This is a genomic window from Escherichia sp. 93.0816 (assembly GCF_013368855.2).
Taxonomy (GTDB): domain Bacteria; phylum Pseudomonadota; class Gammaproteobacteria; order Enterobacterales; family Enterobacteriaceae; genus Escherichia; species Escherichia ruysiae.
On record NZ_JABWNC020000002.1, the window covers coordinates 260,599 to 272,930 of the forward strand.

At 50.3% G+C, this 12,332-nt stretch carries 14 protein-coding genes and 3 tRNA genes; 11 read left to right on the forward strand and 6 right to left on the reverse strand.

What is annotated here, in order from left to right:
* Nucleotides 1-41 precede the first annotated feature (41 nt).
* The 3 genes from yjjG to holD are packed head-to-tail and all read right to left on the reverse strand — an operon-like array spanning nt 42 to nt 1,562.
* Entirely contained in the window at nt 42-719 is a 678-nt protein-coding gene (gene yjjG, locus HEM79_RS03970; protein ID WP_000870712.1) for a pyrimidine 5'-nucleotidase, read from the reverse strand.
* Nucleotides 720-733: 14 nt separating this feature from the next.
* Nucleotides 734-1,180, reverse strand: a complete 447-nt coding sequence (gene rimI, locus HEM79_RS03975) for a ribosomal protein S18-alanine N-acetyltransferase (protein ID WP_001092448.1) — start codon at nt 1,178-1,180, stop codon at nt 734-736.
* On the reverse strand, nt 1,149-1,562 hold the full coding sequence (gene holD, locus HEM79_RS03980; RefSeq protein WP_000204035.1) for a DNA polymerase III subunit psi: 414 nt from the start codon (nt 1,560-1,562) through the stop codon (nt 1,149-1,151). The genes rimI and holD overlap by 32 nt, the downstream gene beginning before the upstream one ends.
* A gap of 102 nt (nt 1,563-1,664) precedes the next feature.
* Between holD and rsmC the strand changes: the two genes are divergently transcribed.
* From rsmC to HEM79_RS04000, 4 genes are all read left to right on the forward strand, one after another.
* Nucleotides 1,665-2,696: a 16S rRNA (guanine(1207)-N(2))-methyltransferase RsmC gene (gene rsmC / locus HEM79_RS03985; RefSeq protein ID WP_001272354.1), complete on the forward strand. Its 1,032-nt coding sequence runs from the start codon at nt 1,665-1,667 to the stop codon at nt 2,694-2,696.
* A 300-nt stretch (nt 2,697-2,996) separates the two neighbouring features.
* Nucleotides 2,997-3,083, forward strand: a tRNA-Leu gene (locus tag HEM79_RS03990).
* Between the two features lie 28 nt (nt 3,084-3,111).
* Nucleotides 3,112-3,198: transfer RNA gene (locus HEM79_RS03995), tRNA-Leu, on the forward strand.
* A gap of 33 nt (nt 3,199-3,231) precedes the next feature.
* A tRNA-Leu gene (locus tag HEM79_RS04000) sits at nt 3,232-3,318 on the forward strand.
* Between the two features lie 38 nt (nt 3,319-3,356).
* On the opposite strand, the gene HEM79_RS04005 is transcribed toward HEM79_RS04000, so the two are convergent.
* Nucleotides 3,357-3,593: a DUF1435 domain-containing protein gene (locus tag HEM79_RS04005; protein WP_016159439.1), complete on the reverse strand. Its 237-nt coding sequence runs from the start codon at nt 3,591-3,593 to the stop codon at nt 3,357-3,359.
* Nucleotides 3,594-3,733: 140 nt separating this feature from the next.
* Between HEM79_RS04005 and fhuF the strand changes: the two genes are divergently transcribed.
* Entirely contained in the window at nt 3,734-4,522 is a 789-nt protein-coding gene (fhuF, locus tag HEM79_RS04010) for a siderophore-iron reductase FhuF (RefSeq protein WP_176241838.1), read from the forward strand.
* A 37-nt stretch (nt 4,523-4,559) separates the two neighbouring features.
* Here fhuF and bglJ read toward each other — a convergent pair whose 3' ends face one another.
* Together bglJ and HEM79_RS04020 are read right to left on the reverse strand one after the other, a co-directional pair.
* Nucleotides 4,560-5,237, reverse strand: a complete 678-nt coding sequence (gene bglJ, locus HEM79_RS04015; RefSeq protein ID WP_024257318.1) for a DNA-binding transcriptional activator BglJ — start codon at nt 5,235-5,237, stop codon at nt 4,560-4,562.
* Nucleotides 5,195-5,920, reverse strand: coding sequence for a helix-turn-helix domain-containing protein (locus tag HEM79_RS04020; protein ID WP_000936648.1), 726 nt, complete (start codon nt 5,918-5,920; stop codon nt 5,195-5,197). Before HEM79_RS04020 ends, bglJ begins: the two co-directional genes overlap by 43 nt.
* 617 nt (nt 5,921-6,537) lie before the next feature.
* Here HEM79_RS04020 and HEM79_RS04025 point away from each other — a divergent pair.
* From HEM79_RS04025 to opgB, 6 genes are all read left to right on the forward strand, one after another.
* Nucleotides 6,538-7,308, forward strand: coding sequence for a threonine/serine exporter family protein (locus HEM79_RS04025; protein WP_010351504.1), 771 nt, complete (start codon nt 6,538-6,540; stop codon nt 7,306-7,308).
* Complete coding sequence (locus tag HEM79_RS04030; RefSeq protein WP_000525340.1) at nt 7,299-7,772, forward strand: threonine/serine exporter; 474 nt, start codon at nt 7,299-7,301, stop codon at nt 7,770-7,772. The genes HEM79_RS04025 and HEM79_RS04030 overlap by 10 nt, the downstream gene beginning before the upstream one ends.
* 106 nt (nt 7,773-7,878) lie before the next feature.
* Entirely contained in the window at nt 7,879-8,418 is a 540-nt protein-coding gene (gene dnaT / locus HEM79_RS04035) for a primosomal protein DnaT (protein WP_176241839.1), read from the forward strand.
* Nucleotides 8,419-8,420: 2 nt separating this feature from the next.
* Nucleotides 8,421-9,158, forward strand: coding sequence for a DNA replication protein DnaC (gene dnaC, locus HEM79_RS04040; protein WP_176241840.1), 738 nt, complete (start codon nt 8,421-8,423; stop codon nt 9,156-9,158).
* 48 nt (nt 9,159-9,206) lie between these two features.
* On the forward strand, nt 9,207-9,698 hold the full coding sequence (gene yjjA / locus HEM79_RS04045) for a DUF2501 domain-containing protein YjjA (RefSeq protein WP_016231567.1): 492 nt from the start codon (nt 9,207-9,209) through the stop codon (nt 9,696-9,698).
* 254 nt (nt 9,699-9,952) lie between these two features.
* Entirely contained in the window at nt 9,953-12,244 is a 2,292-nt protein-coding gene (opgB, locus tag HEM79_RS04050; RefSeq protein ID WP_176241841.1) for a phosphatidylglycerol--membrane-oligosaccharide glycerophosphotransferase, read from the forward strand.
* The last annotated feature ends 88 nt before the right edge of the window (nt 12,245-12,332 follow it).

Sequence of the window (12,332 nt, forward strand, 5' to 3'; positions counted from 1 at the left end):
AAAAATTGCGGCTATTTTACCCATCATCGGGGGGGAGGCAATCAGTGTTTACACAGGAGCTGCTCCAGTTCGTGCAACGAAGAAACGGTCCAGGTGGGCGCGATGCCTTCTGGTTGCTCGCGATTGTGCGCATTCAGCCAGCAGGTCGCAAGCCCGGCGTTGATGCCACCGAGAATATCGGACTCAGCGGTGTCGCCAACCATCAGCACGCGTGAACGGTCAGGATTGCCCGCCTGTTCCAGCGCATAATCGAAAATTTTCTTATTCGGTTTGGCAACGCCAACTTCTTCGGAAATCACCAGCAAATCGAAATAATCACGCAGCCCCGTGCGTTCCAGACGCACCTGCTGCAAGGCGCTAAAGCCGTTGGTGATAATGCCAATTTTAGCGTTGCCACGAATGGCGTTAAGCAGAGAAACCGCCCCCGGCAACGGCGTACAGATTTCCGCCATCGCATTAATAAAGGCCTCGTTGAGTTTACCCGGCTCGACATTCAGCCGTTCGGCCCAGCTCTCAAAACGCCCGTGCTGGAGCTGTAATGAAGTGATCGCGCCGTTTTGATAATCCACCCACAGTGGCTTGTTAACGGCCTGATAGTCCTGAAAATCTTCAGCGGTAAAGGTGACGCTGTAATCAAGAAACATCCGCTGCAGGCCGGTGAACGAGTCAAAAGTAAACAGCGTTTCATCGGCATCAAAGAAAATCCAGTCCCACTTCATTATTCCACCTTGTCTTACATACTGATTGGCAACGCCATGATGATGGCGTCTTCGCGACCGTCCGTGGTGGGGTAGTAATTGCGGCGAATCGTCGCCTCGTTAAAGCCTAAACTTTCGTACAGGGCAATGGCGGCAGCGTTAGAAGCGCGGACTTCCAGCCATAGCGTCGCCACGCCGCGTTTTTCCAGTTCGTCGATCAGATGTTCCAGCAGCGCCCTTCCCAGTCCCTGGCGCTGATAGTCAGGATCGACCGCAATATTGAACAATGTAGCTTCATCCAGCACCACTTGCGTAATCGCAAACGCCGCCATTTTGCCGTCTTGCGTCAACTGAAAGTTGAGATAGCGTTCGCCCTGGTTGCTGGCAAACGTTTTTTCACTCCACGGAAAGGCGTGGGCGCGTTGTTCAATGTGGAAAGCCGCTGGTAAATCAGTCGTTTCGAGGGAAGAAATCGTGTTCATATGTGCAAATTTGTTGCCATAACGCGGCGCGTGCCGTTGGGTTTGCCCGTAATTCGGTGAGCGCCGGTGATGCCACCTGAGCGCCTTCCAGTGATAGCGGTTCATCAGTGCCCAACCGCCAGCTATTGCAGCGACTGCCTTGCGGCAACATCGCGATCTTTTCTGGCGTCAGTTGCAGCACTTGATCAGGGCTGACGGTTAATGCGCGCAGAACGTCGCTCACCAGAGGATCGGTCAGGGCGGGAAGATCGTTTGCCACCATCACCAGACGAACGTGTGCGGGGATCGCAATGGCTACCTCTCCCTGCAACGCGCCAGGGCGACGCAGCGACCACTGGGTAATGCCCAGTTGCTGTAACTGCCAGTCTCGTCGGGATGTCATAGCGAATCGCTCCTGTTGTCAGGGGCGCAAATATAGCAAATTCGTCGATACCGCGCCAACATATGGCTATAATCGCCGCCAGTATCAATTGAGGAGCATTCCATGTCTGCATTTACCCCGGCAAGTGAAGTCTTGCTGCGCCACAGTGATGATTTCGAACAAAGCCGTATTCTGTTTGCCGGTGACTTACAGGATGACCTGCCCGCGCGTTTAGATACCGCGACCAGTCGTGCTCATACCCAGCAATTCCACCACTGGCAGGTTTTAAGCCGCCAGATGGGTGATAACGCCCGTTTTAGTCTGGTCGCCACGGCGGATGATGTCGCAGATTGCGATACGCTGATTTACTACTGGCCGAAGAACAAACCGGAAGCCCAGTTCCAGTTGATGAATTTACTTTCTCTGCTGCCGGTGGGGACTGACATTTTTGTCGTGGGCGAAAACCGTAGCGGCGTGCGCAGCGCCGAGCAAATGCTGGCAGATTATGCGCCATTGAATAAGGTAGACAGCGCCCGTCGCTGCGGTCTCTATTTTGGTCGTCTGGAAAAGCAGCCGGTGTTTGATGCCGATAAATTCTGGGGCGAATACAGCGTCGATGGCCTGACGGTCAAAACGCTGCCAGGCGTGTTTAGCCGCGACGGTCTGGATGTCGGCAGTCAGTTGCTGCTCTCGACGTTAACCCCGCACACAAAAGGCAAAGTGCTGGATGTCGGCTGCGGTGCGGGCGTGCTTTCGGTTGCCTTTGCGCGCCATTCGCCGAAAATTCGTCTCACTCTGTGCGATGTCTCTGCGCCAGCGGTAGAAGCCAGCCGCGCAACACTTGCGGCCAACGGTGTTGAAGGTGAAGTCTTTGCCAGCAACGTCTTTTCCGAGGTGAAAGGTCGTTTTGATATGATCATCTCCAACCCACCGTTCCACGATGGGATGCAAACCAGCCTGGATGCAGCACAAACGCTGATTCGCGGTGCGGTGCGTCATCTTAACAGCGGCGGCGAGTTGCGAATTGTGGCGAACGCCTTCCTGCCTTACCCGGACGTGCTGGATGAGACATTTGGCTTCCATGAAGTCATTGCGCAAACCGGACGCTTCAAGGTGTATCGCGCGATTATGACTCGCCAGGCGAAGAAAGGTTAAGTCTCTCGCCGCAAGCCTTGTTGGATGCGGCGTGAACGCCTTATCCAACCTACCAAACCTGCTCGTTAGCCCTTTGTAGGCCAGATAAGACGCGCCAGCGTCGCATCTGGCATCCATTGCCACATGCCATATCGGATGCGGCGTGAACGCCTTATCCGACATACAAAACCTGCACGTTAGCCTCCTGATGACCATTTTTCCAGCAATTACACATCAGGCGATAATTAACTATTGACGAAAAGCTGAAAACCACTAGAATGCGCCTCCGTGGTAGCAATTCTTTTTAAGAATTGATGGTATGCGAAGGTGGCGGAATTGGTAGACGCGCTAGCTTCAGGTGTTAGTGTCCTTACGGACGTGGGGGTTCAAGTCCCCCCCCTCGCACCAAAAACCACGTTGATATTGCTCGCACTGGGCGAAGGTGGCGGAATTGGTAGACGCGCTAGCTTCAGGTGTTAGTGTTCTTACGGACGTGGGGGTTCAAGTCCCCCCCCTCGCACCAACGAGGCGATATCAAAAAAAGTAAGATGACTGTGCGAAGGTGGCGGAATTGGTAGACGCGCTAGCTTCAGGTGTTAGTGTCCTTACGGACGTGGGGGTTCAAGTCCCCCCCCTCGCACCAATTATCTTTACTTCCTCTCTTGTTTCTTCCCTGCTTTATCATCCCTGATTCCAGTTTATTATCATCAGCATGACGCCAGAAATAAGCGCCAGGCACGATGGTAGCAATACATAATGCCGTAGTTGTTTGTGATACAGCATCACCGGCGTCAGCACTAATCCCATCACAATGACAATCCGCCACTGATCCGGCGATAAATCCGCATACATCAGCCCTGCAATCAGCAATCCCGGCAGCAACACTCCCCAGCCACTGCCCAGCATACGTTGCAACATGATTTTATCCCTCAAACTGATAATGATAACCAATATCATATGATAATTTTTATCATTTGCAAGCCAGAGAAATCCCTTGCTATCGGGTAAACCTATCGCTAGGATTAGCAATCATTATCATTTAGATTACTATCCCGATTATGGCCTATCGTTCCGCACCGCTCTATGAAGATGTTATCTGGCGAACGCATCTCCAGCCGCAGGATGCTGGGCTTGCACAAGCCGTACGTGCGACGATCGCCGAACATCGTGAACATTTGCTGGAGTTTATCCGTCTGGATGAACCCGCCCCGCTTCGCGCCATGACGCTGGCGCAATGGTCATCACCGAATACGCTAAGTTCCCTACTGGCGGTCTATTCCGATCATATCTACCGCAACCAACCGATGATGATCCGCGAGAACAAGCCGCTGATCTCGTTGTGGGCGCAATGGTATATCGGCCTGATGGTGCCGCCATTAATGCTGGCGCTGCTGACGCAGGAAAGAGCGTTAGACCTTTCCCCGGAGCATTTCCACGTTGAATTTCACGAAACCGGACGCGCCGCCTGTTTCTGGGTCGATGTGTGTGAAGATAAAAACGCAACAACGCATTCTCCACAACAGCGAATGGAAACGTTAATCAGCCAGGCGCTTGTCCCGGTAGTGCAGGCATTAGAAGCGACTGGAGAGATTAACGGCAAACTCATCTGGAGTAATACCGGATATTTGATCAACTGGTATCTGACAGAAATGAAGCAGTTGCTTGGCGAGGCGACGGTTGAATCGCTCCGCCATGCCCTCTTTTTTGAGAAAACGCTCACCAGCGGCGAAGATAATCCACTCTGGCGTACGGTGGTGCTGCGCGACGGCCTGCTGGTGCGCCGAACCTGCTGCCAGCGTTATCGCCTACCGGATGTGCAGCAATGTGGCGATTGTACGCTGAAATGAAAGCACTGCCGGGGAAGTAAACCCGGCATCATGCGGATTAATAGGGATGCAACACGTTACTTGTTTCGCAATGCCGCATACATAACAGAATATCTGCGGCCTCCAACAACCCTGCATCAGAACTGACGCCCAGTTTCGACATCACATTAAATTTATGCGCGCGGATCGTTTTGATATTGCGTTTAAGCTGCTCGGCAATTTGTGTCATTGAGTAGCCACGCGACATAAAACGCAATATTTCTCTCTCCGTTGGGCTTAACGTCCGACTTTGGTTAATGTACCACTGATTGTTCAGCCGATCGGTTGCCTGACGCACACCATTTAATGACAGAAATAACTCCTGATGAAAAACTTCCAGCGTCGATGCTTTACTTAATACTCCGTCCAGTGGTGATGGAGATAATGAACCGATCAACCGTGCTTCAATATCATCATCTGCAATAACCAAACGTCGGGTACGCGGAAATTTAATCGCCAGCTCAGTCAGGCAAGATAATCCTTCTCTACGCTCACTTCTCATGGCAGAAAAAGAAAAAATGACCGCCGCAAACGAGAACCGCGACATGGCATCCTGAAACGACTCCTGGCTGGTATAGGTGTGGAGCTTATAAGGGTTACCCGCAAACTTTCTGAATAAACTCTCAATACCGATACTGCTCATGACGCATTTTTCTATAAGTGCGACATTTCTCTTCTTAATTCGGTTGTGTTCCATTCTGCGGCATCTCCATAAACAGAAGGCAAGTTAAGTTCTCTTGCACCCTGCGCGCTATTTATCCATGCATACATCTCAGCATTGCTGTGAATTGCCAGCCGACGCATCGCACTGTTTTTTTGTGCGCTGATAGTTTTATTACTTTTCTTGAGCAATGAAGCTATCTGGTTGATGCCCCATCCTTTGCCTAACAGCCGCAGTACCTTGCGCTCTGAAAGGGTCAGAATGACGGTGCGATAGCTAAAATCCTGAGTTTCAGTCATTGCCGGAGAGGTCAGCATGGCGCTGATACGATCCGCATACGCATTGCCGGAACGAACGGTCTTAACCAGATTCTCAATGGGTTCGACATCGGACAGTAACGTCGCTGTTGGGCACATAAGCAGTTCTACTGCCGGGGAGTACCAGGCACGCGAAACCATGAAAACCCAATGTATTTCCCGGTATTGTGAGATCAATGAATAGTAATGTTCACAAACGGAACGCGGGTCTTCCGTTTCGCCGGATAAATCGGCAACCACTAACCCAGCACGACGTAATTGTAATAAGGTCAACTCCTCCGCAGAGGCGCTACTCGTTATTTCATATTCAGGTAGATGGGTCCTCATGACCTCTTTTAATCCTGCCTGCATAACGGGTATTTTACTGATAACAATTCCATTTTTGCAGCATCCTGGCAACATATATCCTCCATATCCACTCTCTATAAATCATGATGGTTTAATCAGGATATTCATCCCTCAAATGACTCCAACAAATTAATAGATCTAGCGAATAAATTATCCTTAGCATTCACTTTCATATCAGTTTACCCCTGACACACCAAAAATCCTTTGTATGTTTCAGGAGGCTAGCATCAAATAATAACCTGGTAAAATACCTCTGACACATTTAAAATATCTAAATTATGTTGTTAGAAATACTTAATCAAAAACCGCAAATCCAATCAGTTTACGATATCATTCAAAATAATGACCAAAGGCGAAACACAAGGCCTTTAGTCCGAAAGAGCAACAAAAAAAGCAATAAAAACTGAAAGATATTTCTTATCCAGATTCGAAAAATTGATTTCCCCTGCTATTAGCCAAACAAGTAAAAACAAAACTATAAATTCATTTCAGTGATAATATTCATGAGGGGATTTATTTAACCTCCGACGCAGATCGCTTCCTGTGGCCATAACCAGAATTAATCAGCGCAATTTTGATCTTAACCAACCCCAAAACAACCGCGCTTCATGATACAAATGGGGTCTCATTATTTGAACAATACGCAGCACGTCTATGACAAAGGGCGAGTTATGCAAACTGAGCAACAGCGAGCCGTAACACGGCTATGTATCCAGTGCGGATTATTTCTTTTGCAGCACGGGGCGGAAAGTGCGCTGGTGGATGAGCTTTCTTCACGACTTGGGCGTGCGCTGGGTATGGACTGCGTTGAAAGCTCCATCTCTTCCAACGCAATTGTGCTGACCACCATTAAAGATGGTCAATGTTTAACCTCGACACGTAAAAATCAGGATCGCGGCATTAATATGCATGTGGTTACTGAAGTACAGCACATTGTGATTCTGGCGGAACATAAATTGCTGGATTGCAAAGGTGTGGAGAAGCGTTTTAGTCAAATACATCCTCTGCGCTATCCGCGTTGGCTGGTAGCCCTGATGGTTGGACTTTCTTGCGCCTGTTTCTGCAAACTGAATAACGGTGGCTGGGACGGCGCGCTGATTACGTTCTTTGCCAGCATGATCGCCATGTACATCCGCCAACTGCTGGCACAACGCCATCTTCACCCGCAGATAAACTTTTGTCTCACCGCATTTGCCGCCACCACGATTTCCGGCCTCCTTTTACAACTTCCGACATTCAGTCATACGCCTACCATAGCGATGGCGGCCAGCGTTCTGTTGCTGGTGCCGGGCTTTCCGTTAATTAATGCCGTCGCCGATATGTTTAAAGGCCACATCAATACCGGGCTGGCACGCTGGGCAATTGCCAGCCTGTTGACGTTGGCTACCTGCGTTGGCGTGGTGATGGCACTGACGATTTGGGGACTACGCGGATGGGTATGATCGAATTTCTCATAGCGTTGGTGCAGGATATGATCCTCGCGGCAATTCCTGCGGTCGGATTTGCGATGGTATTCAACGTTCCGGTTCGAGCGTTACGCTGGTGTGCGCTGCTTGGCGCGATTGGTCATGGTTCACGAATGATCTTAATGACTACCGGGCTGAATATTGAGTGGTCAACCTTTATGGCCTCTATGCTGGTCGGCACCATTGGAATTCAATGGTCGCGCTGGTATCTGGCGCATCCAAAAGTCTTTACCGTGGCGGCCGTTATCCCTATGTTCCCTGGCATCTCTGCTTATACAGCAATGATTTCAGCTGTAAAAATCAGTCAGTTAGGTTACAGCGAGCCGTTGATGATTACCCTGTTAACCAACTTTCTTACGGCGTCATCAATTGTTGGAGCATTATCCATCGGCCTTTCCATTCCTGGATTATGGTTGTACCGCAAGCGCCCTCGCGTATAAAATTGCCTCGCTTAAAGCACACGGATGAGAGACAGCCTCCTTTCATCCGTGTGTTACTATAAAAGTAATCTCCCTTCTCGTTCATCGTTCCATATTGAGAAACAGTATGTCTTCCAGAGTTTTGACCCCGGACGTCGTTGGTATTGACGCCCTGGTACACGATCACCAGACCGTTCTGGCAAAAGCTGAAGGCGGAATGGTTGCCGTATTTGCTAACAACGCTCCGGCGTTTTATGCCATCACGCCCGCGCGTCTTGCTGAACTGCTGGCGCTGGAAGAAAAGCTGGCACGTCCGGGAAGCGATGTCGCTCTGGACGATCAACTCTATCAGGAACCGCAAACTGCCCCCGTTGCCGTACCGATGGGGAAATTTGCCATGTACCCAGACTGGCGACCCGATGCCGACTTTACTCGCCAGGCCGCGTTGTGGGGCGTGGCACTAAGAGAGCCAGCTACCGCCGAAGAACTGGCCTCATTCATTGCCTACTGGCAGGCGGAAGGTAAAGTCTTTCACCATGTACAGTGGCAGCAAAAACTGGCGCGCAGTCTGCAAATTGGTCGCGCCAGCAACGGCGGCCTGGCCAAACGAGATGTGAACACGGTCAGCGAACCTGACAGCCAAATTCCACCAGGATTCAGAGGGTAACGATGAAAAACGTTGGCGACCTGATGCAACGCCTGCAAAAAATGATGCCTGCCCATATCAAACCCGCCTTCAAAACGGGTGAAGAACTTCTGGCGTGGCAGAAAGAACAAGGGGTGCTCCGCTCCGCCGCTCTGGAGCGCGAGAATCGGGCGATGAAAATGCAGCGCACCTTTAACCGCTCCGGCATTCGTCCGCTGCATCAGAACTGTTCCTTTGAGAACTATCGTGTTGAATGCGAAGGGCAGATGAATGCGTTGAGCAAAGCGCGTCAATATGTCGAAGAGTTCGACGGCAACATCGCCAGCTTTATCTTTTCTGGCAAGCCGGGCACCGGTAAAAACCATCTGGCGGCGGCAATCTGCAACGAACTACTGCTGCGCGGCAAATCGGTATTGATTATTACTGTTGCCGATATTATGTCGGCGATGAAAGATACCTTCAAAAATAGCGGTGCCAGTGAAGAACAACTGCTCAACGATCTGAGCAACGTTGATCTACTGGTGATCGACGAGATCGGTGTGCAGACCGAATCTAAATACGAAAAAGTGATCATCAATCAGATCGTCGATCGTCGCTCTTCTTCCAAGCGACCAACCGGAATGCTAACAAACAGCAATGTGGAGGAAATGACGAAGTTGCTGGGCGAGCGTGTTATGGATCGTATGCGCCTGGGTAACAGTCTGTGGGTGATCTTCAACTGGGACAGTTATCGTAGCCGGGTAACGGGTAAAGAGTATTAATCCCCATTCCCGGCGTTATACTGCGACAAAATTCCACCTTGAGTAATGATGATGAAAACTGTTAAACACCTTCTGTGCTGTGCAATTACCGCCAGCGCATTAATTTCCGCCGGGGTGAATGCCGCTTCCTGGAAAGATGCGCTCTCCAGCGCCGCCAGCGAGTTAGGCAATCAAAACACCACACAGGAAGGCGGCTGGTCGCTCGCTTCATTAACTAACCTGCTTAGTAGCGGCAACCAGGCATTAAGCGCAGATAACATGAACAATGCCGCAGGCATTCTGCAATACTGCGCGAAGCAAAAGCTGGCTTCGGTGACCGATGCGGAAAACATCAAAAACCAGGTACTGGAGAAACTGGGTCTGAACAGCGAAGAGCAGAAAGAAGACACCAACTATCTGGACGGCATTCAGGGTTTGCTGAAAACCAAAGATGGCCAGCAGCTTAATCTGGATAACATCGGTACGACTCCGCTGGCGGAGAAAGTGAAAACCAAAGCCTGCGATCTGGTATTAAAGCAAGGTCTGAACTTTATCTCTTGATCCGCATAACGCCGCGTTTTAGCTGTTAATCGGCTGGCGCGGCAATCCCCTTCTCTTTTTCCCACTTCTGACGCTTTCATCCCCTGCTATGCGGGAAACAACCTCGATCAAAAAAGTCTGTTTATAAACTAATTCCTAACAACATCGCATTTTTTTGACACTAGAATTGCAGCAATATGGCAGCGCCATTACATTGTGTTTCTCAAAAAATCTTAAACATCGGCTACACAGCCTGGTTTAGTGAGGATCGCCCGTTGTCAGAACTACTCTCATTTGCCTTGTTTCTCGCCTCTGTGCTGATCTACGCATGGAAAGCGGGACGTAACACCTGGTGGTTTGCCGCCACGTTAACGGTGTTAGGGTTATTTGTCGTTTTAAATATTACCCTGTTTGCCAGCGACTATTTTACTGGCGATGGTATTAACGACGCGGTTCTCTATACCTTAACCAACAGCCTGACCGGTGCAGGCGTCAGCAAATATATCCTGCCAGGTATTGGCATTGCACTGGCACTGGCTGTCGTTTTCGGTGCACTGGGCTGGATCCTGCGCCGCCGACGTCATCATCCGCACCATTTTGGTTACAGCCTTTTGGCGCTCTTGCTGGCACTGGGTTCTGTCGATGCCAGCCCGGCGTTTCGTCAGATAACAGAACTGGTGAAATCCCAGTCGCGCGACGGCGATCCGGACTTTGCGGCTTATTATAAAGAACCGTCGAAAACCATTCCTGACCCGAAACTCAACCTGGTTTATATCTACGGAGAAAGCCTCGAACGCACCTATTTTGACAACGATGCTTTCCCGGATCTCACGCCTGAACTGGGCGCGCTGAAAAATGAAAGTCTGGATTTCAGCCACACGCAGCAGCTGCCGGGAACGGACTACACGATTGCGGGCATGGTGGCTTCCCAGTGTGGTATTCCGCTTTTTGCTCCATTTGAAGGCAACGCTTCTGCATCTGTTTCCAGCTTCTTCCCGCAGAACATCTGTCTGGGCGATATCCTGAAAAACTCGGGTTATCAGAACTATTTCGTTCAGGGCGCTAATCTGCGTTTTGCCGGTAAAGATGTGTTCCTGAAATCACACGGCTTCGACCATTTGTACGGCTCGGAAGAGCTGAAAAGCGTGGTCGCAGACCCGCATTATCGCAACGACTGGGGATTCTACGACGATACCGTGCTGGATGAAGCATGGAAAAAGTTTGAAGAGCTTTCCCGCTCTGGTCAGCGGTTCTCACTGTTTACCCTGACGGTCGATACCCATCACCCGGATGGTTTTATCTCTCGTACCTGTAATCGCAAAAAATATGATTTTGACGGTAAACCGAACCAGTCATTCAGTGCGGTAAGTTGTAGCCAGGAGAACATCGCGACGTTTATCAACAAAATCAAAGCGTCACCGTGGTTTAAAGATACCGTCATCGTCGTCTCTTCTGACCATTTAGCGATGAATAACACGGCGTGGAAATACCTCAATAAGCAGGATCGCAATAACCTGTTTTTTGTCATCCGTGGCGACAAACCGCAGCAAGAGACGCTGGCAGTGAAGCGCAACACGATGGATAACGGCGCTACGGTACTGGATATCCTTGGTGGTGATAATTTTATCGGCCTCGGACGCAGTAGCCTTTCTGCTCAGTCAATGTCAGAAGTGTTCCTCAACATGAAAGAGAAAGTACTGGCGTGGAAGCCGGATATCATTCGTCTGTGGAAATTCCCCACCGAGATAAAAGAATTTACCATCAATCAGAATAAAAACATGATCGCCTTCTCAGGTAGTCATTTCCGTTTGCCGCTGCTGCTGCGGGTTTCAGACAAACGAGTGGAACCGCTGCCAGAAAGTGAATACTCCGCACCACTGCGTTTCCAACTGGCCGATTTCGCCCCACGTGATAATTTCATCTGGGTTGACCGCTGCTACAAAATGGGGCAGTTGTGGGCGCCGGAACTGGCGCTTTCTACCGACTGGTGTGTTTCACAGGGGCAACTTGGCGGGCAACAAACAGTGCAGCATGTCGATAAGCCAGAATGGAAAGGTAAAACGGCATTTAAGGACACGGTCATCGACATGGAACGCTACAAAGGCAATGTCGATACACTGAAGATTGTCGATAACGATATTCGCTACAAAGCAGACAGTTTCATCTTTAACGTCGCGGGTGCGCCGGAAGAGGTGAAACAGTTTAGCGGGATTTCCCGTCCGGAGTCGTGGGGACGCTGGTCTAACGCACAGCTTGGTGATGAAGTGAAAATCGAGTACAAGCATCCGCTGCCGAAGAAATTTGATCTGGTGATTACCGCCAAAGCCTACGGTAATAACGCCAGCCGCCCCATTCCGGTACGCGTTGGCAATGAAGAACAAACCATCGTGCTGGGCAACGAAGTAACCACCACTACGCTGCATTTCGAGAACCCAACCGATGCCGACACCCTGGTGATTGTGCCGCCGGAACCCGTCGCAACCAACGAAGGGAATATTCTCGGTCACTCGCCGCGTAAACTCGGTATCGGGATGGTGGAAATTAAAGTGGTGGCGCGTGAAGGGTAAACACTGACGGATTTACAGGTCGGATAAGACGCGTAAACGTCTTATCCGACCAACAAAACATTATTGATAAATAAAAATAGTGTCCAAC